The organism is Flavobacterium sp. DG2-3 (assembly GCF_030730925.1).
Classification (GTDB): Bacteria; Bacteroidota; Bacteroidia; order Flavobacteriales; family Flavobacteriaceae; genus Flavobacterium.
The window spans coordinates 136,060-162,505 of sequence record NZ_JAVAMB010000008.1 but is presented as its reverse complement, the minus strand read 5'-3'; the positions used below and the strand labels follow the sequence as shown (position 1 = coordinate 162,505).

General features: G+C 33.5%; 25 protein-coding genes. 4 read left to right on the top strand and 21 right to left on the bottom strand.

Annotated elements, in window-relative coordinates; translation table 11 throughout:
• Nucleotides 1-59: 59 nt before the first annotated feature.
• Complete coding sequence (gene miaA / locus Q9Q97_RS13145; RefSeq protein ID WP_306157744.1) at nucleotides 60-980, top strand: tRNA (adenosine(37)-N6)-dimethylallyltransferase MiaA; 921 nt, start codon at nucleotides 60-62, stop codon at nucleotides 978-980.
• A gap of 69 nt (nucleotides 981-1,049) precedes the next feature.
• The gene (locus Q9Q97_RS13140; protein ID WP_306157742.1) at nucleotides 1,050-1,796 is read left to right on the top strand and encodes an acyl-[acyl-carrier-protein] thioesterase; all 747 of its coding nucleotides are present in this window, start codon (nucleotides 1,050-1,052) and stop codon (nucleotides 1,794-1,796) included.
• Between the two features lie 201 nt (nucleotides 1,797-1,997).
• On the opposite strand, the gene Q9Q97_RS13135 is transcribed toward Q9Q97_RS13140, so the two are convergent.
• The 17 genes from Q9Q97_RS13135 to Q9Q97_RS13055 all read right to left on the bottom strand — a co-directional run bounded on the left by Q9Q97_RS13135 (nucleotide 1,998) and on the right by Q9Q97_RS13055 (nucleotide 18,866).
• A complete protein-coding gene (locus Q9Q97_RS13135; protein ID WP_306157740.1) occupies nucleotides 1,998-2,531 on the bottom strand; it encodes a hypothetical protein in 534 nt (177 codons plus the stop codon).
• Nucleotides 2,518-3,207 carry a peptide chain release factor H gene (gene prfH / locus Q9Q97_RS13130; RefSeq protein WP_306157738.1) on the bottom strand — a complete coding sequence of 230 codons (690 nt, stop codon included), beginning with the start codon at nucleotides 3,205-3,207 and terminating at the stop codon, nucleotides 2,518-2,520. The genes Q9Q97_RS13135 and prfH overlap by 14 nt, the downstream gene beginning before the upstream one ends.
• Nucleotides 3,195-3,806 carry a hypothetical protein gene (locus Q9Q97_RS13125; protein WP_306157735.1) on the bottom strand — a complete coding sequence of 204 codons (612 nt, stop codon included), beginning with the start codon at nucleotides 3,804-3,806 and terminating at the stop codon, nucleotides 3,195-3,197. Before Q9Q97_RS13125 ends, prfH begins: the two co-directional genes overlap by 13 nt.
• A 13-nt stretch (nucleotides 3,807-3,819) precedes the next feature.
• A complete protein-coding gene (locus tag Q9Q97_RS13120) occupies nucleotides 3,820-5,211 on the bottom strand; it encodes an RtcB family protein (RefSeq protein WP_306157931.1) in 1,392 nt (463 codons plus the stop codon).
• A gap of 1,267 nt (nucleotides 5,212-6,478) precedes the next feature.
• Nucleotides 6,479-7,195 (bottom strand): response regulator transcription factor, encoded by a 717-nt coding sequence (locus Q9Q97_RS13115; RefSeq protein WP_125722891.1) that lies wholly within the window; start codon nucleotides 7,193-7,195, stop codon nucleotides 6,479-6,481.
• Between the two features lie 3 nt (nucleotides 7,196-7,198).
• Complete coding sequence (locus tag Q9Q97_RS13110; protein WP_306157732.1) at nucleotides 7,199-8,785, bottom strand: sensor histidine kinase KdpD; 1,587 nt, start codon at nucleotides 8,783-8,785, stop codon at nucleotides 7,199-7,201.
• Between the two features lie 59 nt (nucleotides 8,786-8,844).
• Nucleotides 8,845-9,441, bottom strand: a complete 597-nt coding sequence (gene coaE / locus Q9Q97_RS13105) for a dephospho-CoA kinase (RefSeq protein WP_306157730.1) — start codon at nucleotides 9,439-9,441, stop codon at nucleotides 8,845-8,847.
• A gap of 2 nt (nucleotides 9,442-9,443) precedes the next feature.
• Nucleotides 9,444-10,442 carry a glycosyltransferase family 2 protein gene (locus Q9Q97_RS13100; RefSeq protein WP_306157728.1) on the bottom strand — a complete coding sequence of 333 codons (999 nt, stop codon included), beginning with the start codon at nucleotides 10,440-10,442 and terminating at the stop codon, nucleotides 9,444-9,446.
• A 127-nt stretch (nucleotides 10,443-10,569) separates the two neighbouring features.
• Nucleotides 10,570-11,760 (bottom strand): enoyl-ACP reductase FabV, encoded by a 1,191-nt coding sequence (gene fabV, locus Q9Q97_RS13095; RefSeq protein ID WP_306157726.1) that lies wholly within the window; start codon nucleotides 11,758-11,760, stop codon nucleotides 10,570-10,572.
• Between the two features lie 23 nt (nucleotides 11,761-11,783).
• Nucleotides 11,784-12,305, bottom strand: coding sequence for a tetratricopeptide repeat protein (locus Q9Q97_RS13090; RefSeq protein WP_306157724.1), 522 nt, complete (start codon nucleotides 12,303-12,305; stop codon nucleotides 11,784-11,786).
• A 9-nt stretch (nucleotides 12,306-12,314) separates the two neighbouring features.
• Nucleotides 12,315-13,967: a DNA repair protein RecN gene (recN, locus tag Q9Q97_RS13085; protein ID WP_306157722.1), complete on the bottom strand. Its 1,653-nt coding sequence runs from the start codon at nucleotides 13,965-13,967 to the stop codon at nucleotides 12,315-12,317.
• A gap of 54 nt (nucleotides 13,968-14,021) precedes the next feature.
• Nucleotides 14,022-14,906, bottom strand: a complete 885-nt coding sequence (locus Q9Q97_RS13080; protein WP_306157721.1) for a DUF4835 family protein — start codon at nucleotides 14,904-14,906, stop codon at nucleotides 14,022-14,024.
• A 69-nt stretch (nucleotides 14,907-14,975) separates the two neighbouring features.
• Entirely contained in the window at nucleotides 14,976-16,190 is a 1,215-nt protein-coding gene (gene coaBC, locus Q9Q97_RS13075) for a bifunctional phosphopantothenoylcysteine decarboxylase/phosphopantothenate--cysteine ligase CoaBC (RefSeq protein ID WP_306157719.1), read from the bottom strand.
• 7 nt (nucleotides 16,191-16,197) lie between these two features.
• On the bottom strand, nucleotides 16,198-16,515 hold the full coding sequence (locus tag Q9Q97_RS13070) for a DNA-directed RNA polymerase subunit omega (RefSeq protein ID WP_008463064.1): 318 nt from the start codon (nucleotides 16,513-16,515) through the stop codon (nucleotides 16,198-16,200).
• Nucleotides 16,516-16,523: 8 nt separating this feature from the next.
• On the bottom strand, nucleotides 16,524-17,318 hold the full coding sequence (locus Q9Q97_RS13065) for an outer membrane protein assembly factor BamD (RefSeq protein WP_306157711.1): 795 nt from the start codon (nucleotides 17,316-17,318) through the stop codon (nucleotides 16,524-16,526).
• 137 nt (nucleotides 17,319-17,455) lie between these two features.
• Nucleotides 17,456-18,337: a 4-hydroxy-tetrahydrodipicolinate synthase gene (gene dapA / locus Q9Q97_RS13060; RefSeq protein ID WP_306157709.1), complete on the bottom strand. Its 882-nt coding sequence runs from the start codon at nucleotides 18,335-18,337 to the stop codon at nucleotides 17,456-17,458.
• Nucleotides 18,338-18,353: 16 nt separating this feature from the next.
• Nucleotides 18,354-18,866: a hypothetical protein gene (locus tag Q9Q97_RS13055; RefSeq protein ID WP_306157707.1), complete on the bottom strand. Its 513-nt coding sequence runs from the start codon at nucleotides 18,864-18,866 to the stop codon at nucleotides 18,354-18,356.
• Between the two features lie 47 nt (nucleotides 18,867-18,913).
• Between Q9Q97_RS13055 and Q9Q97_RS13050 the strand changes: the two genes are divergently transcribed.
• Nucleotides 18,914-19,693 carry a 5'-nucleotidase C-terminal domain-containing protein gene (locus tag Q9Q97_RS13050; protein WP_306157705.1) on the top strand — a complete coding sequence of 260 codons (780 nt, stop codon included), beginning with the start codon at nucleotides 18,914-18,916 and terminating at the stop codon, nucleotides 19,691-19,693.
• A 36-nt stretch (nucleotides 19,694-19,729) separates the two neighbouring features.
• Nucleotides 19,730-20,641, top strand: a complete 912-nt coding sequence (locus Q9Q97_RS13045) for a bifunctional UDP-sugar hydrolase/5'-nucleotidase (RefSeq protein WP_306157703.1) — start codon at nucleotides 19,730-19,732, stop codon at nucleotides 20,639-20,641.
• Here the strand turns inward: Q9Q97_RS13045 and Q9Q97_RS13040 are convergent.
• The 4 genes from Q9Q97_RS13040 to Q9Q97_RS13025 all read right to left on the bottom strand — a co-directional run bounded on the left by Q9Q97_RS13040 (nucleotide 20,628) and on the right by Q9Q97_RS13025 (nucleotide 26,439).
• Nucleotides 20,628-21,320, bottom strand: coding sequence for a hypothetical protein (locus Q9Q97_RS13040; RefSeq protein WP_306157701.1), 693 nt, complete (start codon nucleotides 21,318-21,320; stop codon nucleotides 20,628-20,630). The genes Q9Q97_RS13045 and Q9Q97_RS13040 overlap by 14 nt on opposite strands.
• Nucleotides 21,310-23,313, bottom strand: a complete 2,004-nt coding sequence (gene ligA / locus Q9Q97_RS13035; RefSeq protein ID WP_306157699.1) for an NAD-dependent DNA ligase LigA — start codon at nucleotides 23,311-23,313, stop codon at nucleotides 21,310-21,312. The genes Q9Q97_RS13040 and ligA overlap by 11 nt, the downstream gene beginning before the upstream one ends.
• 244 nt (nucleotides 23,314-23,557) lie before the next feature.
• A complete protein-coding gene (locus tag Q9Q97_RS13030) occupies nucleotides 23,558-25,495 on the bottom strand; it encodes an OmpA family protein (RefSeq protein WP_306157697.1) in 1,938 nt (645 codons plus the stop codon).
• Nucleotides 25,496-25,506: 11 nt separating this feature from the next.
• The gene (locus tag Q9Q97_RS13025) at nucleotides 25,507-26,439 is read right to left on the bottom strand and encodes a type IX secretion system membrane protein PorP/SprF (protein ID WP_306157695.1); all 933 of its coding nucleotides are present in this window, start codon (nucleotides 26,437-26,439) and stop codon (nucleotides 25,507-25,509) included.
• Nucleotides 26,440-26,446 lie beyond the last annotated feature (7 nt).

Genomic DNA, 26,446 nt, shown 5'->3' with positions numbered 1-26,446 from the left:
TCAAAAAAAAACACACAAATATAAGTCCGGGGTTTCCATTTCCATCTGGGCTAAAAAATATGAAATACCTAATAACAATCGTCGGACCAACAGCAATAGGCAAAACAGCCTTGAGCATTGCTTTGGCACAACACTTTAACTGCGAAATTGTTTCTTGTGACAGCCGTCAGTTTTTTAAAGAAATGACCATCGGAACAGCCGTTCCAAGCGAAGAAGAATTAAATGCAGCTAAACATCATTTCATTCAAAACAAATCCATTTTTGAAAATTATACCGTAGGCGATTACGAAAAAGAAGCACTTTTAAAACTAGAAGAATTATATCAAAATAACGATTTTGCCATTCTAATTGGCGGATCAGGATTATATGTTGACGCTATCTTAAAAGGTTTCGACGAATTTCCAGAAATCGCTCCAGAAGTTCGTCAGGAAGTCAATTCCAACTATGAGAAATTCGGAATCGAATATCTTCAGGAACAATTAAAAAATCTAGATCCCGATTATTACCAAAAAATAACAATCGAAAACCCGCAGACCTTACAAAACCCACAGCGTATGATGCGTTTTGTAGAAGTTTGCATCGGATCACAAAAACCGTATTCTTCCTTTTTAAATCTAAAGAAAAACAACAGAAACTTCACCCCAATTTTAATTGGTTTAGACGCAGATCGTGAAATAATTTACAGCAGAATCAACCAGCGCGTCGACATCATGATGAACATGGGATTGCTGGAAGAAGCAAAAGCACTTTATCCTAACAAAGAGTTAAATGCTTTACAAACGGTCGGTTATAGAGAATTATTTAGTTATTTTGACGGAGAATTCACTTTGCCATTTGCAATTGAGGAAATCAAAAAAAATACAAGAAGGTTTTCAAAAAGGCAATTAACGTGGTTCAAAAGAAACGAAAACACCAAATGGTTTGATTACTCAACAGATAGAAAAAACATTATAGGCTATATAGAAAATCTCCTAGAGTAAAATCTTTGTTCTATATTCTTTTCTCTATTTTCAAGAAGAAATCTAAAATCAACAATCTAAAATTAAAAAATGCCAATATCTCCCAATTTCACATCAGTTTTGACCAAAGACTGGGAAATCAATTTCACACAATGCACGCCAACTGGTTACTTAAAATACACCGATTTGTGCAACCTTTTACAGCTTACCGCTGCAGCACATTCAGAAGTTGGAGGCATCAGTTTCAGTGATATGCAGGAATTTGATCAAGCTTGGGTTTTAAGCCGTATGCGTGTAGAAATAACTGCTTTGCCAAAATGGCAAGATGTGGTCACCGTAAAAACATGGATTAATAGTTTAGAAAATTCACGTTCAGTCCGTGCACTGGAAATGTATGTAAACGGAGAAAAAATAGTAGGAAGCGAAACATTTTGGGCCGTTTTCAACACAAAAGCACGCCGTCCAGAAGCACTGGCATTACCTTTTGAACATTTCGAATTGTATCCTGACAATAGAGCAACAATTGAAGGCTTTTCTAAAATAAATATCAATTCTGAGAAAGAATCCGTTTTTGAAAAAACTGTTTATTTATCAGATTTAGACATTGTAAATCATGCCAATAATGTAAAGTATTTGGAATGGTGCCTCGATCATGTGGACCCAAAAAGAATCTTAAACCAAGAAGTGAAAAGTTTTGAAATGAATTTCATAAAAGAACTTTCTTTAAACGATAAAGTTATTATTCACGAAAGTGATAATGAAGAGCAAACCGAAACTACTTTCACTATTACAAAAGGCGAAAAGACTTGTTTTGCTTTAGAATTACATTGGAAATAAAAAAGTAAAAAACATCTTTAACATTTTGTCTATCCACAATATTGTCATTTCGACGAAGGAGAAATCTTCGCGAGAAACTCCACAAAGATTTGCCTATTGGAGAAGAGCTACTTGCGAAGATTTCTCCTTCGTCGAAATGACAAACTTTGTGTAAAAACAAAAAACGATGCAATTTTTGCATCGTTTTTTGTTTCATTAGAATCATTTCGATTTCTTTTTAGAACCTTTCTTATCTTTTTTAGATTTCTTGTTTTCCAATAAATCTATTTTACTTTTAATTCGTTTTTCAACTTCGCTTATTCCAGAATCGTAATCGTGCTGCATAGAGAATAATTTTGCCTGTTTAATTTCTTTCAAAGCTTCTTTGAATTTTTGCTGTACTTCAAGTAGCATTGCTTTCTTAATAAAAATTTCGGCTTTATTTATTCCTTTAACAGTCAAAGCAAAGTCAATCAGTTTCTCAGCATCTTCATAATCTTCATTCAAAATCAGCGTCTGCAAATAATACGGATACACTTCAAGCGCATGGATATTAATCGATAAAGCTTCCTGAAAATAAGATTTTGCTTCATCGTAATTCATTAACTGTTCGGCCTGAATGCGTCCGTACAAACATAAAATCATCGTGTTTTTTGAATCATAAGAAAAAGCATAATCCAAAGATTCGATTGTTCCTTCCAACCAATATGGATAGTTATCCAAAGCTTGAAAAAGGTATTTATCAATTGTTTTCATTTCGTAAATCGTTTTTTAATTTCTGACGAGTTCCTTTATAACTCTTGTCTACTTTATTCTTTTTAAAATCAGTTCCCGTAAAAACCCTCACTGGATTTCCGCGTTGTACATTCAATTGGTTTTCCCATTGCTTGCCCACATGATTTTTAAGCTGAATAAGTTTCTCGTCTTCCAGTTTTTTAATTAATCTTTCTATTGCCAGTTTTTTGTTCTGATGTTGCGACCTACTATCCATAGAAACAACCGCAATTCCAGTCGGAATATGAGTTGCCCGGATTGCCGAACTCACTTTGTTTACGTGCTGTCCGCCCGCTCCAGAACTTCTCATCGCCTGATATTGAATGTCATTTTCTGAAAATGAAGCATTTTTCTGCTGTTCAATTTCAAAAATCCCGATAAACCAGTTCTTGCGCTTATGCATTTTCCGAAATTGGCTCTGACCAATCCACTGAATGGTTCCAATCCAGGAATTCACAAACTGATCTGCACCTTTTCCTTTTACAGCGACCGTAGCCGTTTCAATCGTTCCGTTTTCTTCGCCAGCTTCTCTCTGCAGTAAAACTGTATCAAGTCCCTGTTCGCGAGCTTCTTCCAAAACTTTTTTAAGCACTTGGGCGACTACCCAAGTGCATTCTGCAGGTCCTCGACCCGCTGTTATCTGAATTATTCTTTCCATTTCTTTAAAATTTTAAGCAGCTTTTCTCTATTTTTTGCTGCTTTTACAAATTGTGGCAAACGAGCCACTAAACTTGATGTGTAATTTGCTTTTGAATTTCGTTCTCTCAAATCGGCACCAATATATCTTTCCAAATAATCAATATGATCCAGATTATAAGCCCAGAAAATAGAGCCGTCAAATTCTTTCTGAAACCAAAGCGACAAATTGTACCACACATCTTTTACTAAACCGGTATCTAGTTTCGATTCTTCTTTAATCCTATACGATTTAGTTTTCCATTCCTCCTGAAAATCACAATGAGGACATTTTGTTTTATACATTAAAGGCTTTTCTTTTAGCGGCTGAGACTGATATTCAAACTTTTCAAAGCAATTATTACAGTATTCTTTGCCATAAGCAATGTATAGATACACGGGTTCTTTTAATTTATGAAAGCAATTTTTGCATTCAAAAACCATATTATGGCATTTCCCGCATTCACAATTTTCTTTTAATTCTTTTTTTACAGTTGCTTTTGATTCGCATTTTGGACATTTTACTAAAATCTCACTGTAAAAATTGCCTAAGAATTTATTTTCATCTTGAAATCTTTCCATAATCTTTTTAGTTTTAACGATCCATTCTAACAATTTTAGGATTAAAAGTTCCAAGCACTTCAACCAGTTCCGTCTGATTTTCCATCACTTTTGTAATGTCTTTATAAGCCATTGGCGCTTCATCAATATTTCCGCCAATTAAAGTCACGTCGTGTTTCTTCAGTTCTTTATTAATCAAACTCTGCGTGAAAGTACTTTTACATTTTGCTCTCGAAAACAAACGTCCTGCACCGTGCGAAGCTGAGTTCAAACTCTCCGCATTTCCTTTTCCTTTTACAATAAAGCCTGGCGCAGTCATCGAACCCGGAATAATCCCCAACTGCCCTTTGCTGGCTGGTGTTGCTCCTTTTCTATGCACAATACATTCTTGTCCGTTAACCATTTCCTTCCAAGCAAAATTATGATGGTTTTCAATTGTTACTACCACTCTTTTTCCAATCGCTTTGGCAATTCGTCTGTGAATATCGTCGTGACACGCTTTTGCATATTCACCTGCTAAATTCATAGCCAGCCAATATTCCTGACCGTCATGCGTATTCAAATCTAACCAAGCTAAATGCTGTACATTTTTTGGTAACGGACATTGTTTTGTTGCCAAATATGTGTAGTGCTTCGCAATGTTGGCACCCAATCCGCGTGAACCGCTGTGGGACAAAACAGCAAAATATTCGCCTTTTTCCAGCTTCCACTCATTCTCCGGATTATCAATTCTTGCAATCCCAAATTCTACAAAATGATTTCCTCCGCCAGAACTTCCCAACTGCTTATATGCTTTTGGCAAAAGATTCTTTAACAGCGGAATATCTTGAAATTCACTTTTATAAAAAACCTCATGATCTACTCTTGATGCGTGAGTTTCATACATTCCAAATTTGGTATTATCTTTCAAAATTGCTTCCAATTGATGTTCTCTACCTTTAAAATGAGAAGCTGGCAAATCAAAAATCGAAAGACTCATTCGGCATCCAATATCTACTCCAACTCCGTACGGAATTACTGCATTGTCCGTCGCTAACACACCGCCAATTGGCAGTCCGTAACCCGAATGCGCATCTGGCATTAAAGCTCCTGCAACTGAAATTGGCAGTTTCAAAGAATCGTACAATTGAAATTTTGCCTGCTGGTCAATTTCATTTTCACCAAAAATCGTAAAAGGTGCTCTTGTATTATTTAATTGATGCATTCTTACCTGAACTGGGTTGATTAAACCTTCAGCTACTTTGCCCCAAGTTCCGTTTCCTTCATATTTTTCAGGATTTAGCAGAACGTCTTTTGCTTCTGTTAGAATAGATTCTTTTTTCTCTCTTTTTCTATATCTATTTATTTGTCCTAAGGCTATGTTTATTGAATTGTTTTTTGGAAAGCCCAACTTAATCAGGTCTTTTCCAGATAATTTATTTCCCATGATTTCTATCATTTCGCCTGCATATTGCTGATACAATTCCTGCAGACTTTTATTTTTAATTGGACTTGTCTCTTTTGGATTTTCCTTTTCATAGTAACTCCATTTATGAGAACTGCCGTGTATTAATCTGTTGATTTTATCTCTCAGATTATGATTAACAACATAATTATCAAGTAGCTGAATCTGACTTTCTAAAACTGAATCGACCATTTTTGTATGTGTGATCATGTAAGGACTCACACGGAGCACATAACGCCACGGTTCGTTAAACACATAATGAACTTTATAGCGTTTAAAATTGCTGCACCAGCGTTCTCTTTTATAAAAATGCGCTTTTTCTTTTTCGGTCAATTCAAGTTTTGAACTTCTCCATTCCCACTCTGAAAACTCTTTTACAGTTTGGATTTTTTCAACATACACGTGTCTACTCTTTCTTTTCTTTTTTCTTTTAAAAGATTTTTCTGGAGAGAACTGCCATGTATTTATTTTTTCCAATAATTCGCTGTAAAACGAGGCTTCACTTGATCTCGCAACATCGTCTCTTAATTTAAAATTACGCTGCCAGCCTTTTTGATAAGGAATTTCTAAAGGAACCAATGGTAAATCTCTACGTTTTTTCCAAAGTTCAACTTCAAGCTTTCTTAACTGAATTAATTGTTTTTCAAAATCTTCTTTTACTAATCTCTGTTTTCTTCTCTTACTTTTAAGACGAGTACACAAAGCATACTCATCTACCGTATAATTTTCCATAAAAAAATTATCGTGCATTAAATTAACAGCCAAAAAGGCTTAACCTTTTATCCTCGCGGATAAATTCTAAAAATCGATTTTCGGGAAAATTTTGAAGAGTCTAGAATAAAAAAAAGCCCGAAACTTATTGTCTTCGGGCTTTTTTATATATCTAAAAAGTATATTTCTAAGATTGAAATAAGCCACGAAGAATTGCTTCACCAAATTTGTTTGATGTAAAGCTCTGAGATGTCGATGTAAGTACAAACACTATTTCTTCGTTTTAAAGGGTTATTAATTTTTTCGTCTGCAAATATTCATAATACTTTTTTGATTTTCCAAATTTATTTTAAGAAAAATCATTATAAAAAACACATATATCTAAAAATCAACAACATAACAATTACAAAAGGTTATAAGTTGCAAAGGGACAAAGGCACAAAGTTTAACCTCTGTGCCACTTTGTCCCTTTGTATCTTTGTCCCTAAAATAAAAAAAGCCCTGATTTCTCAGAGCTTATATGTTTTTTGGTGAATTATTATTCAGAAACTTTGCTTTTAATCACTAATCTGAAACCTTCTCCGTGGATATTTAAGATTTCAACATCCTCGTCTGCTTTTAGATATTTTCTCAATTTAGCGATATAAACGTCCATACTTCTTGATGTAAAGTAGTTGTCGTCTCTCCAGATTTTAGTTAATGCTAATTCTCTTGGCATTAAATCATTTTCATGAAGAATAAGCATTTTAAGCAATTCATTTTCTTTTGGAGACAATTTAATTGGCTCTTCATCTTGGAAAGTCAAGAATCTTAGTTTTGAATTTAAATGGAATTTACCAATGTTAAACTCAAACTGAACTTGCTCTGCTTTTGTATCAGCTGATTTTCTTTGAATGATTGCTTTAATTTTCATTAAAAGAACTTCAGAATCAAAAGGTTTATTTAAATAGTCATCTGCACCAGCTTTATAACCTTTTAACACATCTTCTTTCATAGATTTTGCTGTTAAAAAGATAATTGGCACTTCACTGTTCTTCTCTCTAATTTCTTTGGCTAAAGTGTAACCATCTTTATAAGGCATCATGACATCAAGAATACATAAATCATATACATCTTTCTTGAATTTTTCGAAACCTTCCATACCGTTTTTAGCTAAAGTAACTTCAAAGTCATTTAACATTAGATAATCTTTAAGAACTGCCCCAAAATTTAGGTCATCTTCTACTAAAAGTATTCTTTTGTTATTATTTTCCATATTTTAATTTATTAATGGTATTTTTATTATAAAGGTGCTACCCTTCCCTTTTTCGCTTTCTACATATACTTGACCATTGTGATCCTCTACTATTCTTTTTACGTATGCAAGCCCTAAACCATGTCCTTTTACATTATGAAGATCACCTGTGTGCTCTCGGTAAAATTTCTCAAATACTCGTTTTTGAGCTATCTTACTCATTCCCAAACCATGGTCTCTTACTTTAATCAAAATCATATCTTTAATGTTTTCAGTAAAGATTTCGATCTCTGGCGCATCTGGAGAATATTTAATGGCATTTTCCAAAATATTAACCAGCACGTTCGTAAAGTGAACTTCATTAATCAAACAGGTTGTTCTTGCTGCATTGTAATGTCTTACTACAGTACCTTTTCTGTCTTCTAAAATAAGATTCACATGCTCAATAGCATCGTCAATTATATCTGTAACTACAGTTGGCTCTTTCGTAATATCAAGCTCTCGTTTTTCTAATTTTGAAATACGTAATACGTTTTCAACCTGAGCGTGCATTCTTTTATTTTCGTCCCTAATCATCTGAAGATAACGGTAAACCTTTTCTTTATCTTCAATAACTTTAGGACTCCTTATAGCATCAAGTGCTAAATTTATGGTTGCAATTGGAGTTTTAAACTCATGCGTCATATTATTAATAAAATCGGTTTTGATTTCAGAAATATGCTTCTGACGCAATAATTGATTTAACGCACTCGTGTATGCAACTATTATAATTAATGTAAAAACTATTGACAAAATAGTTATACTTAATAATTCAGATAATAAGAATTTCTTTTTATGTGGGAACGTTACCGACAATTCGTATTTACTATTCCCTTCATTATCTGTGTAAATTGGAATGTTATAAGTAGCTTCTTTATCAAAATGAAATCCGTCTGATTTTATTTTTGTTGGAACGCCGCTACTGTATATTCCGAATTCAAATTTGGTCTTAACACCGTATTCTTCCAGCTCTTTCTTTAATAATTTATAAAGTTTGTCTTTTGTAATTCTCCCTTCAATTGGAGTCAAAGAGGCAATGTCTTTATATTGAATCTGCTGCTGAACTTTATTTAAAATATCTAAACTTCCAGATTTCTCAATTTTAAGATCAGGGATTATACTTTGCCCTAAACCATTATTATCAATTCCTCCGTTGTTATTGTAAACTTCTGTTACTCTTTTTGAACTAAAATTTTTGAAACGCTCACTGCTGAATTTTTTGTTAAAAACAGTACCGTTGATATCATAATCTTCCGATGTCAGGGTATTGGAATAAACAATAGTTTTATTCGTTTTAGTATTGCGCTGTACGTAAAGTACTTCTAGTAAATCTTCTTTTTTTGGAATTTTCCCCGTGCTGTCTTTAATACGGTTGTATTTGTCGTAGAAACTGTACTCTTCTTGCTGTTCCAGTTTATCTGCAACATTTCCAATTACTTGAGTAACGTGGTATTTAAACTGCTCTTCATTATTTTTGAACGAAGAATTGAACCAAAATACTTGAACCAGAATTATCCCTATTAAGGACAGACTCATCAGTAAAACAAGTATTCTAAAAAATAATTTATTCATCGAAACAAAATTAATATTTTAACAATATACTAAATAATACATTAACCAAATATTAACATTTAAGACTGTTTTTGTTTTATCTTTAAAATTTTAAGAATTTCGACAACTTCTTCTTTGGCTTTTTTAAGATTATTGTTATTAATCACGAAATTGCTCTTAGAAATTCGTTTTTCGTCATTCCATTGCATTTTCATTCTGCTTAAAACCTGTTCGCGGGTGGTATTATCTCTTTTTATAACCCTTTCAATTCTCACTTCTTCTGGAGCTGTAACAGTTATTATAACATCACAATCTTTATATCTACCGCTTTCAAATAAAATCGCAGCTTCATAAATTACATAATCGTAATTTTCATGCTTTTTTACCCACTTTTCAAAATCTAATTTTACAGCTGGATGCACAATTCCATTTAATTTTGCCAACTGTTCTTTATCATTAAAAACAACCTGCGCTAACTTGGCACGATTTAAAACTTCATCATCAAAAACATTGCCACCAAAAGCAGATTTTACTTCTTCGAGAATATTTTTTGACTGCATCACTCTTTTTGCGCCGTCATCAGCTATGTAAACAGGAACGCCCATTTCTTCAAAATAGTTCGCGACAGTTGTTTTACCGCTGCCAATTCCACCTGTAAGACCAATAACTTTTGTCATTCTTATAATTTAAAAAACATACGCGGAAAAGCTTCCTGTGGTTTTTTCTTTAATAAAATCACTTTAAAATATGACTTTAAAAATCCTGTTCCATAACCATAAAACTGTTTCCACACCGCTATTACAGATAGGTATCCAATCTTAATACTTTTGTTTTGAATACTGGCTGTAAGAAAAATTATAACGAAATATACGAAATATAATTGTAATAAAATATCGATATTGAAAATTAACAATAAAAAAGCTAATAATAATCCCAATATAAAGAGAGTCGGGAAGAAAAAAGTCAGCTTATTGTGTTCTGGATACCAGCTATTTAAAATAGGACGGGCAATACCAAATTTGTTAACCTGAATAGAGAATTTTTCCCAATCAATTCTTCTTTTATGGTACACATAAGCCTCTTTAAACAGTCTTGTTTCGAAACCTAAATTCCATAAACGGATGGATAAATCTGGGTCTTCTCCTGGGTGAATATTTCCAAAACCTTTTGAAGCTTCAAAAGCTTTTCTAGAAATCCCCATATTAAAACTACGAGGCTGAAACTTATTTATCTTCTCAGAACCGCCTCTAATTCCGCCTGTAGTCAAGAAAGACGTCATAGCAAAATTGATGGCTTTCTGAATATCAGAAAAGCTGTCTAAAGCTTTGTCTGGCCCTCCAAAACAATCTACATAATTAGCATCTAGCTCTTTACGAACTTCAGTTAAATATTGCGACGGAATAATACAATCTGAGTCAAAAATGATGAAATAATCGCCCCTAGCGCGCTGCATTCCGTAATTTCTAGAATCTCCAGGCCCTGAATTTTCTTTAAAATAATATGATATATTTAATTTTCCTTGATAATTCATCACCACATCTCGACATGGAATAGAAGATCCATCTTCGACAAGAACAATTTCAAAAGCTTCATTATAATCAGATTTTGAGAGACTTTCTAAAAGCTCATCAACTTCATCTGGACGATTATACACGGGTATAATTAAAGAAAAAATCATAGCAGAATATGCGTTATTAAAGGGTATATTTTTATTGTGTCAAAATTTTAACAAAGATATGGTTTATTAACAAAAAAACCATCAACTTTTGGCTGATGGTTTTTCGTTTTACTTAGTAAAAATAGTATTATTTGATGCTTTCTATATTAACAACTTCGTTAGTATCTGCGTTGTAATCAACACCAGGAACTTCAAATCCGAATAAATTTAAGAAATCGCTTCTATAACCTGCTAAATCACCAATTTCTGGCAATGATTCAGTTGTAGCTTCTTCCCAAAGTTTAGCTACTTTAGCCTGAACATCTTCACGCATTTCCCAGTCATCAATTCTGATTCTTCCTTTTTCATCAACAGGAACTTCAGAACCATTGTATAATCTGTCTTGGAATAAACGCTGAATCTGCTCAATACATCCTTCGTGAATCCCTTCTTCTTTCATGATTTTATAAAGAAGAGAAATATATAATGGAATTACAGGAATTGCAGAACTTGCCTGAGTTACCAAAGCTTTGTTTACAGAAACATACGCTTTTCCGCCTAAAGATTCTAGACTATCTGAAATTGTAAATGCTGTAGCCTCTAAATGATCTTTTGCACGTCCGATAGTTCCTTTACGGTAAACTGCTTCAGTTAAAGCTGGCCCGATATAAGAATATGCAACTGTTGTAGCACCTTCAGCTAATAAATTTTCATTTTTTAAAGCTTCGATCCACATTGCCCAGTCTTCACCACCCATAACCGCTACAGTGTTTTCAATATCTTCCTCATTTGCAGGAGCGATAGAAACATCTGAAACTTTTCCTGTGTGGAAATCAACTGTTTTATTTGTAAAAGTTTGCCCAATTGGTTTTAAAACTGAACGATGTGTAACACCTGTATTTGGATTTGTACGTACTGGAGATGCTAAACTATAAATAATAAGATCTACTTGTCCTAAATCTGCTTTAATCAAATCTAAAGTTTCTCTTTTAATTTCATTTAAGAATGCATCGCCATTAATACTTTTTGCATACAAACCTGCTTTATGAGCTTCTTTTTCGAATGCTGCAGAATTATACCATCCTGGAGAAGCTGTTTTTCCTTCAACTGGAGGTTTTTCAAAAAACACTCCAATTGTTGATGCACCAGAACCAAAAGCACTAGTAATTCTTGAAGCTAACCCGAAACCTGTAGAAGCACCAATAACTAAAACTTTTTTAGCTCCAGCGATTTCTCCTTTAGATTTTACGTATTCGATTTGATTTTTTACATTTTGCTCAGCTCCCGTTGGGTGGGCAGTCAAGCAAATAAATCCTCTCATTCTAGGTTCTATAATCATCTTTGCAATTTATTTTTTTTGTATTATTTCAATTTCAGTTTTAATTTTTCAAAAATAGACATTTTATCTTTAACCCTTTTCATATTAGCCTTCATATTGTCAATAAAATTTGGGTTCAATGCGTTTTTCGTAGCCTCTTTATAATAGTTATAAGCAATCGTATATTCACTCTCATACTCAGCCATTCTTCCTAATTCACTGTTATAAGTAGAGTTATCTGCATTTTCCAAATTGGCTAATGTAAAAGCAATATGCTGTTTTGCTTCCGCATATCTTCCAATATCTATCAATAAATAGGTATAATTTAAATACGGCGCAGAATATTTTGGATCAAATTTCATGGCCAATTTATAGTGATAAACTCCTTTATCATAATCATTCAGTTTGTTGTAATAAATCCATCCCAAATGATTGTGCGCTTTTCCAAAATCTGGATACTGCGACAAGATTTCTTCCAGCAGTTCTTTTGCATCTGCTGAATTTCCTTCAGAAATTAATGAATCTGCTTTTATAAACTGATTTTCGTAAAAACTCAAACTCTCCATTTCTATATTTTAATTCAATAATTCTTTTGCGTGATTTAAAGCTGAGTCAGAAATATTTGCTCCAGACAACATCTGGGCAATTTCTATAATTCGGTCTTCTTGAGATAAAAGTTTCAGCTCAGAAAGCGTATCATTTCCAACTGTAGCTTTTGAAACTTTGAAGTGTGAATCTCCTTTTGCGGCAATCTGCGGTAAATGTGTAATCGCAAATATCTGCATTGTTGTACTCATTTCCTTCATAATCTCTCCCATTCTAATGGCGATTTCTCCAGAAACCCCAGTATCAATTTCGTCAAAAATTAATGTTGGCAGTTTTGAATATTTAGCTAAAATGGCTTTTACAGCCAGCATAATACGAGACATTTCTCCGCCTGATGCCACTTTTTTCAATAAGCCAAAATCAGTTCCTTTATTTGCAGAAAACAAAAATTGCAATTCATCTTTTCCGTTTTGGAAATACGTTTCCGAAGGCAATAATTCCATATTAAAACGAGCATTTGGCATTCCTAAAGTCTCTAAAATTGCGACTAGCTGTTCTGACAACTTAGGAATTGCATTTACTCTATTCTGATGAATTTTAGATGCATAATTATCTAATTCAACTGCTTTCTCTTCAATAATTTTAGTCAAAGAAGCAATTTCTTCGTCCATATTATCCAATTCCAATAAAGAATTTCCTAAATCTGCCTGAATCTGAAGCAGTTCATCTACAGAACTTACCTGATGCTTTTTCTGTAAATTATAAATTGACTGCAGTTTCTGATTGATTAGTTCCAACTGCGTAGGATCATTCAATAATTTCTCTGAAGCACTTTCTAATTCTTTCGAAACATCATCAAATTCTATAGTTAAACTAGTAATTCTTTCAAACAAATTTTGATATTCAGCAGCAAAAGGAGCTACTTTTTGCAATGCATTTTTAATCTCATTCAAATTATGGAAAACACCAAATTGTTCTTCATTTGCAATTGCAAGAGATTTATCTAAAGATTCTTTAATAATCTCGACATTATTTAGCTTTTCATAATCTGCTTCTAATTCTTCTTGCTCACCAGATTTTAATTGAGCCGCAACCAATTCATTCAACAAGAAAGTATGGTATTCTTGTTCTTTTCCTGCATCGCTTTGTTTTTTAAGCAATGCATTTAATTTAGATTTATCTGATTTATACGATTTTAGCAGTTTTTGATATTCAGCAATTACATCTGTATTGTTTGCAATAGCATCAATAATTTTAAACTGTACATTTTCATCTGATAATTCCTGTGTTTGCTGTTGCGAATGAATATCGATCAAAAACAAACTCAAATCTTGCAGTTCCTGAAGGTTTACTGGACTGTCATTTATAAAAGCGCGCGATTTACCAGAAGGCAAAATTTCTCTTCTAATGATGGTTTCATCTTCATAATCCAAATCATTCGCTTCAAAAAAATCTTTTAAATTATATTTTCCAATCTCAAATTGCGCTTCGATTACACATTTTTCTTCTTTATTTTTTAACGAAGTAAGATCTGCTCGTTTACCTAAAACAAGACCAATAGCTCCTAAAATAATCGATTTTCCTGCACCTGTCTCACCTGTAATTATAGAAAAACCTTTAGAAAAATCTATGGCCAGTTTTTCGATAAGAGCATAATTTTTAATAGACAATGATGTAATCATAGGGCAGTTTTGTAAAAATGTAAGTTAACGAAGATTATAAAAATAAAACGGAGATTAATATTTAATCTGAGACCATTTTGTAGAGTTTAACGGCGAAACTTTATTTAAAACATCGGTTAAATCGGTAATGTTAATACTTGGTCCTCCAGAAAAAATAGAAACAATTTCATCTGATTTTGCATCAAAGAAAACTCGGGTTATAAAAGCATTTGGCTTAACTGAATTTAATTTGCCAATAAGCATTAACGCATTTTTTATTTTTTCTTTTGAAGCTTTTATATCCAAAGTCATTCCGTCTAAACCAGTATGATAAGCATAAGTAGTTTGGCGCAAATCGCTATATGTTGGCGCAATCATATCGTTAATCAAATAGTAGCGATTTTGAAGTCCGTCAGATTGGTTCCAACCTTTAAAACCACCTTGCTGCGCCACATTGGCAATATTCTGTGCGGTTTGAAGGTACGGATTCCCAGCGCCCATTTGAAAGGTATCGGCATCCATGCCCAATATCACATAAGCATAAAAAGATATAACAGATACCAAATTAGAGTCATAAGTATTTGGATTGAATAACAATGGTTCGTATTCTGTATATCTGAAGTTAAAATCTTTATCGTTGTAATTTAAAACAGGCGAAGAATAGGTAGAATTAAAAATCAATCGTGAAGACTGAACCTGAATTGTTCCTGTAAATTGATCTGAGCTGTTTGATGACAAAGTAATGTACATTGAACAGTTTATTCTTTCGTTTTGTTTTAAAACCGATCCCGTCCAATCTGTTTTATTGACAAACTCAGCCAAAGAAGTCTGAAGCGTTTTAAAAACCTGATTATTGGGGTTTGTTAGACGTTCTGTATTAATAGTTACGGTACAGTTTAGCTGTTGCCCTTGCACAAAACCAAAGCTTAAAAACATAAATAGTATAACTATCTTATTCATAATCGTCTAATATTAAATTTTACAAACATAAATTGCTTCCAAATTATGCTTTCGGCGTATATTTTAAATTTATGATTTTGAAAAATGCAGAATAACTTTATTCAAAATATCAGCCGCAACAGATTCTTTCGATTTTAATTCCATTGGTTTGATTTCAAAATCTTTAGTAATAAACGTCACTTTATTAGTATCTTTTTTAAAACCTGCCCCTTTATCTTGTAAGGAATTTAAAACAATCAAATCTAAGTTTTTTTTCTGAATTTTCAACTTAGCATTTTCAATTTCATTTTCTGTTTCTAATGCAAAACCAATTAAAAACTGATTTTTTTTGATAGCTCCCAAAGAAGACAAGATATCTTTTGTTTTCTCCAGTTCTATCGAAAATTCTTCTGTATTCTTTTTAATCTTCTGATCTGCAACAAATTTAGGTCTATAATCGGCAACTGCTGCAGCAGCGATTGCCGCATCAACTTCGTTAAAATACAAATGACAAGCCTCATACATTTCTTGTGCAGATACAACATCTACCACTTTTATCAGACTATTTTTTGCTTTAAAATGAGTTGGTCCCGCAATTAAAAAAACTTCAGCTCCTAAACTTGCCGCTTCATTAGCAATATCAAAACCCATTTTACCAGAAGAATGATTTCCAATAAAACGTACTGGGTCTATCGCTTCGTATGTCGGGCCTGCTGTAACTAGTATTTTTTTTCCTTTTAAAGGCAATTTACTCTCTAAATCAGCTTCTAGGAAAGCGACAATATTCTCAGGTTCAGCCATTCGGCCTTCGCCAGATAAACCACTTGCCAATTCTCCACTTTCAGCAGGAATCATTATATTTCCATACTGTTTTAATGCAGCAAAGCTCGATAAAGTTGAAGGATGTTTGTACATATCCAAGTCCATTGCAGGAGCAAAATAAACTGGACATTTTGCCGATAAATAAGTCGCAATTAGCAGATTATCGCAGTTTCCTGTTGCCATTTTAGATAACGTATTGGCAGTCGCAGGCGCAACCAGCATAAAATCTGCCCAAAGAGCTAATTCTACATGATTGTTCCAAACTTCGTCTTCATCATCCTGATTAAAGAAATGGGAATGTACTGGATTTTTTGATAAAGTAGATAATGTAAGTGGGGTTACAAAATCCTTAGAAGCAGGTGTCATGATCACTTGGACATGTGCACCTGCTTTTATAAAAAGTCGTACTAAAGTGGCTGTTTTATACGCTGCAATTCCGCCAGAAACACCCAGCAAAATCTTTTTCCCGTTTAAAACTGACATTGTACTATTATTTGTTTGAACTTCTGTGGTAAGTTTTACCGTCTAACCATTCTTGAACAGCTAAAGCGTGTGGTTTTGGTAATTTTTCGTAAAATTTAGAAACTTCAATTTGTTCTTTATTTTCAAAAACTTCCTCTAGACTATCATTATAAGTAGCAAACTCTTCTAATTTTTCAGTCAATTCTTTTTTAATCTCTGAATTAATTTGATTTGCTCTTTTAGCCATAATGGTAATTGCCTCATACACATTTCCTGTTGGCTCTTCAATAACTGTTTTATTGTAAGTTATTGTGTTTACAGGAGCATTCGTCTTTTTTAAATCCATCACTTTATTTATTTAGTAAATTTTTGTAAATCTGTTTCAACTCTGGCATTCATTTCTTCTGCCTTTTCTTTATATTTTGTATCGCTTTTAAACTTGATCAAATTAGCATAAGCTGTCTGTGCAACCTTTAAACGCTCTTCCATTTTTGAAGGAACACTATTAATTGCCAATTGATATGCTGAATCGTATTTATAAAACAATGCATCTTCTTTAAAAGGCGTTCCAGGAAAATCGGCAATAAAATTATCAAACGCAATTAAAGCTGATTTGTAATCTGAAATCGTATTATATCCTTTAGCATTTTCGTATGCTTTTTTCTCTAATTTACCATTTAGCTTCTGTACAGCCTCATTTGCCTGAGGAATGTATTCTGAGTTTGGATAATTATCAATAAAAGCCTGTAATTTTTCTAATGCTTTAACCGTATCTGCCTGATCTAAGCTATAAGCTGGCGACAATTTAGAGTAGCTGTAAGCACCTAAAAAAGCAGCTTCCTGCACTTTCTCACTTCTTGGGTATCCCGAAACAAAAGCTTCGAATTGATAACCAGCTAAATAATACTGTTTTGTTTTATAATAAGACTGAGAAAACATATAAAACAGTTTTTCTGCCTGAGGTTTTCCTCTGTAAGAAGTTGCTAATTGCTCAAAAAGACGAATCGCTTTTGTGTATTTACCAGCATCATACATTTTTGTCGCCATCTCAAATTTTGCTGCAACGTCTTCATTTTTCAACGCTTTTTGATATTCTCCACAAGAATAAAAAAGAGTTACAACAATTAATAGCGATAGTATTTTTTTCATTTTCTTACTGTTATTAGAATCTCTCAGACAATTATGCCAAAGTGAAATCGCACCGAAGTTTCGGTGGCAAATTTAGTTATTAATTTAGCTACTGCAAAATAATTTTTTAGTATCTTAAAATACTAACACTTTAACAATTATTTAATGCTGTTTTTTACAAACTCATTTAGTCTCGTTGCTAGCGAATCATCTACAGAAACTAGCGGAAGACGAACTGTATTTTCAGCAATTCCAAGGGCTTGGAAGATTTGTTTGATTCCCGCTGGATTTCCCTGCTCGAAAATCATATCGATACTGTCTGACAAAAAATAATGTGTTTTAAACGCATCGGCAGCTTTTTTATTTAATCCTAAACGAATCATTTCTGAAAATTCTTTAGGAAAACCTTGCCCGATTACAGAAATTACTCCTGCTCCACCCGCCAAAACGATTGGCAATGCCAGCATATCATCTCCAGAAATCACTAAGAAATCTTTTGGAGCATTTTTAATAATCTGCATAGCTTGAGCCATATCTCCAGCCGCTTCTTTAATAGCTACAACATTCTTAAAATCGTTAGCCAAACGCACTACAGTTGACGGAAGCATATTACTTGAAGTTCTTCCTGGAACGTTATACAAGATTACGGGAATTGGAGATGCCTCTGCAATTGCTTTAAAGTGCTGATAAATTCCTTCTTGTGTAGGTTTATTATAATATGGAGAAACAGACAAAATTGCTTCAAAAGCAGAAAAATCTCTTGTCTTTAATTCCTCAACAATCTGCATAGTATTATTACCTCCAACTCCTAAAACTAGAGGCAGTCTTCCTTTATTCACATCGATTACAGTCTTTATAACCAATTCTTTCTCTTCTGCTGTAAGGGTTGCATTTTCTGCAGTTGTTCCCATCACAACAAGATACTCCACTCCGCCATCTATAGAAAAGTTTACAATACGTTGTAAAGCTTCAATGTCAACTGAAAAATCTTTTTTAAATGGCGTTACAAGCGCAACACCAGTTCCTATCAATGATTGCATATTATTAATTATAGTTTTATTTTATATTTTTTAAATACCTAAACAATTCTGAAACGAAGAGTTTATAGTTTCCTAATTCTGTACTAATCATCCAACGGTTCAGATCTTGGTTTACATTAGAGAATCCGACTTTAAATTTAGCTTTCGACTTGCTTGTCACTAACATTATAAAGACATCTTCAACATTGTAATAACTCAACAAAAGATCGAATTCTGAATTTATAAATTCATTCAAAAAAACCTCTGTTGTTTCGCCTCTCCAACTGATATGTTTTTTACCAAAAGTTGCACGCGAATAGGTCTCTTTTTCCTTGAATTTTTCTCTGTATGCAACAACTTTTATGTTTTCGAAAGCGATTCCTTGGAGGGTTAACTCCTTTATTAGTGCTTCTGAATGATCAAAATTGCTCTCATCTATCAATAAACCAATTGTTTGAACGTTTTTGGTAAATACTTCGCGTTTTTCATTATTTAAATGAAATTTTAATGATTTTTTTACAAAAAATTCCTTTATATAATTCAAAAACATACTACTTTTACTCGATTACAAAATTAATTATTTCAATTGCATTTAAAATGGTAAAACTAAAAAAGTATAACGGATTTTTAAAACTTTTTGTTATATTCTTAACACTTTTTTTAATCTCTTCTTGTAGCCCAAAAAACTACAACTTAACTAAAATTGAAGGAAAGCAACTTCCTGTTACTGAAAAGACTGGCGAAACTCCTGAAATTGAAAACTTTATTAAGCCTTATCGCGATCACATTAATAAGGATTTGGACAATATATTAGCTTATTGTCCTGAAACTCTTGACAAAAGCACTGGAAAATGGCAAACTGGAATTGGAAGCTTAATGGCAGATGTGTGCGTACAAAGAGGTAATCTTGTTTTTAACAAACGTGAAAATAAAGATATTGATGTCTGCCTTTTGAATCATGGCGGTATTCGTGCTATTCTTCCAAAAGGAAATGTAACAACAAGGACAGCTTTTGAAATTATGCCTTTTGAAAACAGCTTAGTTGTTTTGGCTTTAAAAGGCGAGCAGATCTCAGAAATTGCTTCTTATATTATTAAGGAGAAAAAACCTCAGCCATTGTCTGGAATGACGTTTACGATTACAAAAGACGAAAAAGCAAAAAACATTATGGTGCAAGGCAAACCGCTTGATTTAAACAAGACGTATTATGTTGCCACAAATGATTATCTAGCAAATGGAGGCGACAGCATGACTTTCTTTGCAAAAAATACTCAAAAGTTTGACTTAAATTATAAACTTAGAGATGTATTGATTGACTATTTTAAAGAAGTAGACACGGTTGTTGCTCCAAAAAATATCAGAATCACAGAAGAATAAAAAACAAGTATAGCATTCCTGCAAAAAATATAAAAAATGAAAAGAAGAGAGTTTATCGAAAAAACAGCAGCAAGTACTGCCCTATTAAGTTTAGGATTGTCTTTGAGCAGTTTTGAAAGTAACGATAATAAGCATTTAACGATTCTACATACTAACGATGTGCACAGCCACATTGATCCTTTTCCTGCTGATGATCCGCGTAATCCTAATAAAGGAGGCGTTTCTCGACGTGCCACTTTAATTGAAACTATCCGTAAAGAAAATCCGAATGTCCTTTTGTTGGATGCTGGAGATATTTTTCAAGGAACACCGTATTTTAATTATTACGGAGGAGAATTAGAGTTTAAATTGATGAGCATGATGAAATATGATGCTTCTACAATTGGAAATCATGATTTTGATAATGGTCTTGACGGATTATACGCTCAGCTTCCGCATGCTAGTTTTGATTTTATCAACTCAAACTATGATTTTAAAAATACGGTTATGGACGGACATGTTAAGCCGTACAAAATCTTTAATAAAAACGGAATTAAAGTTGGTGTTTTTGGTGTTGGAATTGAATTGCAAGGTTTAGTAGATAAAAAATTGTACTTGGAAACGGTTTACAACAATCCGGTTGAAGTTGCTCAAGACATGGCACAGCTTTTGAAAAAAGAACAAAAATGTGATTTGGTTATTTGCCTTTCGCATTTAGGTTATAAATATAAAGATGATCCGACTAAAATAAGCGATTTGAAATTTGCTGAACAAACTCAAGATATCGATTTAATTATCGGAGGACATACGCATACTTTCTTAGACAAACCAACAATTGTAAAAAATAAAGCTGGTAAAGAAGTTTTGGTAAATCAAGTGGGTTGTTACGGAATTAATTTAGGCCGTATCGATTTTTATTTTGATAAAGACAAAGCTTATACTAACCAAAGTGCAACTATTGTTGTATAGCCTTTTTTTGAATTCTAGCTTTTTCTAAAAAGTATTCTACCATAAAGAAATAAGCTAGAATTTGAGTTGTATCTCGTATTAAAACTAAAACAACAGAATACGAGAAATATTCATTAAAAATATAAAAGATATCAGAGAAGATGTAGCTTATTGCCATAAGCGACATCAGCAACGCTATGTGTGTACCTTTTGTAATGTAGCTTACAAAACAGAAATAACTCAATAAGCTCAGCACGATTCCGTACACGGTGTAAACGAGAATAAACTTCCTCATGCTGTCTAGCTGAAGACTCAAAACAGAGATCAACAAATAGACTATAAATACCACTACAATAGAAATAGGCAGAATGTCGCGTCTGGTTAGTTTTATCCTTTCGTGTTCCCGAATAAATATGGTAACGATAAGAGTATATACGATCAAAAAACTAAATACTCCTCCTATTTCGGAACTTTCCACATCCATCAGATCATAAACTTGTCCAACAAAACAGAAAAAGAAAATAAAACCTTCTGTTTTTCCAATTTTTAACTCACTGCTGATTAAATAATAAATAAAAATCGCAGGAAGAACAATGGCTTTTGCATACGTCGCAAAAAACTCTTGTTCTGTCCAATCAAAAATGATTGTACAGAGCAAGGCTAGAAAAAACAAAATTAATGATGGTTTATTAGGCTTCATTCAATTTGTTTATAAAATCATCTTCCGATAATATGGTAATATTCAGCTTTGTTGCTTTTTCCAGTTTGGCCGGTCCCATATTATCTCCCGCTACTACAAAATCTGTTTTTGCAGAAATTGAGCTTCCTACTTTTCCTCCGTTATCTTCAATGGCTTTCTTTAGTTCGTCTCTAGAAAATTGACTAAAAACGCCAGAAACCACAAAAGTTTTTCCAGCAAATTTATCAGTAGCATTTGGGTTTATTTTTTCTTCAATTTCAAATTGAATTCCATAACTTTTTAAACGTTCAATAATTTTTCTATTTTCTTCATTTTCGAAGAATTCGATAACACTTTTGGCGATTCTTTCTCCAATTTCATCAACCAGAACCAAATCCATTAATGAAGCTTGGCTTAAAGCATCGATATTTTTATAATGTTTGGCTAGTTTTTTAGCCACTGTTTCTCCTACAAATCGAATTCCAAGCGCAAATAATACACTTTCGAACGGAATTTCTTTTGATTTCTGTACTCCATTCACCAGATTTTCAGCCGATTTTTGTGCCATTCTTTCTAAATGCAGAATATCTTCTACCTTCAGTTCGTACAAATCGGCGTAATTATGGACCAAATCATTTTTGAACAATAAAGCAACCGTTTCTCCGCCAAGTCCTTCAATGTCCATTGCTTTTCTTGAAATAAAATGCTGCACTCTTCCAATAATCTGCGGAGGGCATCCGTAAAAATTAGGACAGTAATGATTGGCTTCTCCCACATTTCGCACCAATTCGGTGTGGCATTCTGGGCAATACGCAATATAATGTGTTTTTTCTGAATTTTCTGGGCGTTTTTCTAAATCTACCGCAATGATTTTCGGGATAATTTCTCCTCCTTTTTCTACAAAAACAGTGTCATTTATTCTAATATCTAATTTTTCAATCTGGTCGGCGTTATGAAGCGAAGCTCTTTTTACAATAGTTCCTGCAAGCTGAACAGGTTCAAGATTAGCAACTGGAGTTATCGCTCCGGTTCTGCCTACTTGATATGAAATTGATTTTAATTTGGTTGAGACTTGTTCGGCTTTAAATTTGTACGCCATTGCCCAACGAGGCGATTTTGCTGTATACCCCAATTCTTCTTGATGCTGAATGCTGTTTACTTTGACTACAACACCATCGGTTTCGTAAGGCAAATTATGACGGTGCACATCCCAATAATCAATAAAGTCAAAAACTTCTTGCATGCTATTGGCCAATTTTGCTTCTTTAGGCACTTTAAATCCCCAGCTTCTAGCCATTTCTAAACCTTCAAATTGGGTTTTGAAAGGCAGATTATTTCCTGTAACAAAATAAAGCAGACACTCTAGCGGACGTTTGGCAACCTCAGCACTGTCTTGCAATTTTAAACTTCCCGATGCTGTATTTCTTGGATTTGAATAGGGAGTTTCTCCAATTTCGATCAATTCTTGATTCATTTTTTCAAAACCGGCATACGGAAGAATAATTTCTCCACGAATATCAAATTTATCAGGGTAATTTCCTTTTAAATGCAGCGGAACTGACTTTATGGTTTTAATGTTGTTTGTTACCTCATCTCCTTGAAAACCATCTCCACGTGTTAAGGCTTGAGCTATTTTTCCGTTTTCGTAAGTAATGCTTATTGAAGCTCCGTCATATTTTAATTCGCAAGTATATTGCAAGTCAACGTTTCCTAAAACTCGCTGAATACGGTTTTCCCAATCTAAAAGGTCTTCTTTCGAATAAGAATTATCCAAAGAATACATTCTGTACTGGTGTGCAATTGTTTTGAAATTTTTAGTAACAGCCCCTCCTACTCGTTGAGTTGGCGAGTTCTCATCAAAAAATTCGGGATGCTTATTTTCTAAATCCTGAAGTTCTTTGAGCTTAATATCAAAATCATAATCTGAAATTGTGGCATTGTCTAACACATAATAATTATAGTTGTGCTGATTAAGTTCATTTCGTAATGCTTGAATGGTCTCTTGAATGCTCATAAATAGTAAAATATTGCAGATTATAATAATGAAAAACTGAATATCAAAATTAGAATTTATTTTTGTTCAAATGGAGAAAAAATAAAAGTTTTAGAAAATCAAAAATCAGACTGCAAATTCATGCAGTCTGATTTTCTCCTTGTCCATTATTCTTAAAAAAGAATTAAAAAAAACCAACTTCCAAATGGTTTTGACGTTTTATATTTTACACTGATAATCAACTAATTACAATGCAAATATAAAACTATTTTTGAATAATGATGAAGTCAGAACGTCTATTTAGCAAATGCTCTTCTTCAGAACATTTTACGCCATTTTTACATTTGTTAATTAGTCGGCTTTCTCCGTAACCAATAGCGCTTTCAATTCTAGAAGCATCTATGCCTTGCGAAAGGATATAATCTCGTGTAGATTTTGCTCTATTATCTGAAAGTTTTAGGTTGTAAGCATCTTTTCCGCGAGAATCGGTGTGAGATTCAATTTTGATTCTGATGTTTGGAAATTTCTGCATAATGAAAACCACTTTAGACAACTCTTCAATTGCTTTTGGCGTAATATCATATTTATCATAGTCGAAATAAATCGGGTTTACATCGACTTTTTCTACTCCTTGTTTTTTAACTACCAAGTCATCGTAATTGCTCAATTCAAAGTTTACATCTGTAATTTCGCCACCGTTTTGGCCAGTTGTTTCAACTGTTTTATCATCACTGCTGTAATTTGGTTTTGCGGCAATCATTTTAACCACTTTGTTACAAGGAACTTCAATAGCATATTTTCCTTCATAGTTGGTTTTGGTTTCGCCCAGAACTTCACTAAAAGAGTTATACGCCATTATGGTAACATCTGTCAGTGGCTTTTTTGTTTTTCGATCAAAAGCCATTCCCGAAATACTTTGGTTACACACTGGTTTTCCTTTTACAAAAGAATAAATATCATCGTCTCCTTTTCCTCCTGCTCTATTCGAAGAAAAATAACCGTATGCATCTGTTCTGTCAATTATAAAAGAAAAATCGTCTTTGTTGCTGTTGACTGGTGCTCCAAGATTTTTTGGCGTTGAAAAGCTTCCATTTGCCAAAAACTTACTTTCGTACACGTCTAAATCTCCCCAGCCGTAATGTCCATCAGAAGAGAAGTATAAAACTCCGTTTTGGAAAAATGGAAATACTTCATTACCAATAGTATTAATGTTTGGGCCTAAATTTTGAGGCGAACTCATAGTGCCATCTGCAGCAATTTTTACCATGTATAAATCTGTTTCTCCATAACCTCCCGGCATATCTGACGCAAAGAAAAGCAGTTGTCCGTCTTCACTTAATGATGGATGTCCAACAGAGTAATCGTCGCTGTCAAAAAATACTTTCTGCGGATTTTCTAATTTATTGTTGACGATAGATCCTTTGACAATCTGAAAGTTATTGACTCTTTCTTCATCAATAACCAATTTATTTTTCTTGACAATATTGGTTGAATAATAAATTGTTTTTCCCTGATTGTCAAAACTTGCTGTTGCTTCATGATACTTCGTCATTACATTTGGAAGGAAAACAGTTTCGTTAAACAAACTGCCGTCTGCCGGATTTCTTTCTGCAATATACAGATTAAGAAAAGGCTGATTGTTCCAAGTATACAGTTTTTCGCTGAACTTTGTGGTGTCACGAGCTGAAGTAAATACTACATTGTCTTTAAAAAATGTAGCCCCAAAATCTGATTTACTAGTGTTAATATCAAGATTTTTAATGGTGTAAAGCGGTTTTGCCTTGGCAACGCTATCCATATATTTTTTCTGGGCAACGTATCGGTTAATCTCTGCTTTATCTCCTTTTTTATCTAGATATTCTTTTGTGATTTTATCTGCTTCATCATAATCCATAACTGCTTTCATAGATTGGATGTAACGCAAATAGTAAATATCAGTCAGATTGTTTCCTTGTACTTCATACAGTTTTCTGTACCACTTAAGTGCATTTCGCGAATCGGAAATGAAATAGTAGGAATCTGCCGCGTTCTTCAAAGTCTGTGCCGATGGATCTTTTATGTTTTGCAAAATTTCTTCGTAAGCTTTGGAAGCATCCAAATAAGAAAAGTTTCGAAACAAAGCATCGGCTTTCTTTAAATTTGTTTTTTGAGCGAAACTAAACGTAACGCTCAAAATTAAACATAGGATATATAGTTTTCTCATAAGTTTTATTTTTAGAAGAATCGAGGAGACTTAATTTTACTTTGGTTTTTCACAAATTGATAACGCAAGATGAATTCGTGAGTACCATCGTTGTATTTGTTCAATTGGCTTACAGTGTAATCAAAAGCGTATCCAAGATAGAAACTTGGCGATATTTGAAAACCTGCCAATATACTTACCGAATCATCTGTTCGGTAGGCTCCCCCTATAACAAACTTTTCCTGAATCATGAAATTTGCCGATATGTCTGCCGTAATTGGTGCTCCGCTTACTGCTTTTACTAAAAATGCTGGTTTAAATTTCAAATTTGGATTCAAATCAAAAACATAACCTCCCATTAAGTAGTAATGCATACGATCATAATCAATAGATTCTTGAACGTCATCATAGTAATCATTCTGAATAAAACTCGGAACTGAAAGCCCTACATACCATTTTTCTGTATAGTAGTAAATTCCTGCTCCTACTGCTAGTTTCATCTGATTATTAATGTTTTGGTTTAACAAAACATCGTCATCATCATAATATCTTCCTTTAGACCAATCGATGTTTAACATTCTCGTACCGGCTTTTATACCAAATGCCAGTCTTTTTTCATAGCCAAGAGGCACTGAATAAGAGAAGTTTCCATCAAGATACAGTTCGTTGGAAGGTCCAATTTTATCGTTTACAACACTTAACCCTATTCCTAATGTCTCATTTCGAAGAGGAGAATGAACAGAGAAAGATTGTGTTTCTGGTGCGCCAGGCATTCCTACCCATTGAGAACGATATAAAAGTGCTGCCTCTATGGTTCCGGTAGATCCAGCATACGCTGGATTTACCGCCATAGTGTTATACATATACTGCGTATATCCCGGATCTTGTTGTGCCGAAGCACAAACCGTAATAAAAGAACATATTAGAATGAAATACGTTTCTAATGATTTTATATATAGTTTCATAACGATA

Bases quoted from the DNA above. Each gene is read 5' to 3' on its own strand.
- Q9Q97_RS13125 (WP_306157735.1), bottom strand. From the start codon at position 3,806: ATGGAAAGATTTCAAGATGAAAATAAATTCTTAGGCAATTTTTACAGT.
- dapA (WP_306157709.1), bottom strand. From the start codon at position 18,337: ATGCAATCATTGATAGGAACTGGTGTTGCGCTTGTAACGCCATTTAAA.
- coaBC (WP_306157719.1), bottom strand. From the start codon at position 16,190: ATGTCAGTTTTAAACGGGAAAAAGATTTTGCTGGGTGTTTCTGGCGGA.
- Q9Q97_RS13110 (WP_306157732.1), bottom strand. From the start codon at position 8,785: ATGAATAAATTATTTTTTAGAATACTTGTTTTACTGATGAGTCTGTCC.
- Q9Q97_RS13140 (WP_306157742.1), top strand. From the start codon at position 1,050: ATGCCAATATCTCCCAATTTCACATCAGTTTTGACCAAAGACTGGGAA.
- Q9Q97_RS13025 (WP_306157695.1), bottom strand. From the start codon at position 26,439: ATGAAACTATATATAAAATCATTAGAAACGTATTTCATTCTAATATGT.
- Q9Q97_RS13030 (WP_306157697.1), bottom strand. From the start codon at position 25,495: ATGAGAAAACTATATATCCTATGTTTAATTTTGAGCGTTACGTTTAGT.
- Q9Q97_RS13120 (WP_306157931.1), bottom strand. From the start codon at position 5,211: ATGGGAAATAAATTATCTGGAAAAGACCTGATTAAGTTGGGCTTTCCA.
- coaE (WP_306157730.1), bottom strand. From the start codon at position 9,441: ATGACAAAAGTTATTGGTCTTACAGGTGGAATTGGCAGCGGTAAAACA.
- Q9Q97_RS13050 (WP_306157705.1), top strand. From the start codon at position 18,914: ATGGTAAAACTAAAAAAGTATAACGGATTTTTAAAACTTTTTGTTATA.
- miaA (WP_306157744.1), top strand. From the start codon at position 60: ATGAAATACCTAATAACAATCGTCGGACCAACAGCAATAGGCAAAACA.
- Q9Q97_RS13135 (WP_306157740.1), bottom strand. From the start codon at position 2,531: ATGAAAACAATTGATAAATACCTTTTTCAAGCTTTGGATAACTATCCA.
- Q9Q97_RS13065 (WP_306157711.1), bottom strand. From the start codon at position 17,318: ATGAAAAAAATACTATCGCTATTAATTGTTGTAACTCTTTTTTATTCT.
- Q9Q97_RS13055 (WP_306157707.1), bottom strand. From the start codon at position 18,866: ATGTTTTTGAATTATATAAAGGAATTTTTTGTAAAAAAATCATTAAAA.
- prfH (WP_306157738.1), bottom strand. From the start codon at position 3,207: ATGGAAAGAATAATTCAGATAACAGCGGGTCGAGGACCTGCAGAATGC.
- Q9Q97_RS13045 (WP_306157703.1), top strand. From the start codon at position 19,730: ATGAAAAGAAGAGAGTTTATCGAAAAAACAGCAGCAAGTACTGCCCTA.
- Q9Q97_RS13115 (WP_125722891.1), bottom strand. From the start codon at position 7,195: ATGGAAAATAATAACAAAAGAATACTTTTAGTAGAAGATGACCTAAAT.
- recN (WP_306157722.1), bottom strand. From the start codon at position 13,967: ATGATTACATCATTGTCTATTAAAAATTATGCTCTTATCGAAAAACTG.
- Q9Q97_RS13100 (WP_306157728.1), bottom strand. From the start codon at position 10,442: ATGATTTTTTCTTTAATTATACCCGTGTATAATCGTCCAGATGAAGTT.
- ligA (WP_306157699.1), bottom strand. From the start codon at position 23,313: ATGAGCATTCAAGAGACCATTCAAGCATTACGAAATGAACTTAATCAG.
- fabV (WP_306157726.1), bottom strand. From the start codon at position 11,760: ATGATTATAGAACCTAGAATGAGAGGATTTATTTGCTTGACTGCCCAC.
- Q9Q97_RS13090 (WP_306157724.1), bottom strand. From the start codon at position 12,305: ATGGAGAGTTTGAGTTTTTACGAAAATCAGTTTATAAAAGCAGATTCA.
- Q9Q97_RS13080 (WP_306157721.1), bottom strand. From the start codon at position 14,906: ATGAATAAGATAGTTATACTATTTATGTTTTTAAGCTTTGGTTTTGTG.
- Q9Q97_RS13070 (WP_008463064.1), bottom strand. From the start codon at position 16,515: ATGGATTTAAAAAAGACGAATGCTCCTGTAAACACAATAACTTACAAT.
- Q9Q97_RS13040 (WP_306157701.1), bottom strand. From the start codon at position 21,320: ATGAAGCCTAATAAACCATCATTAATTTTGTTTTTTCTAGCCTTGCTC.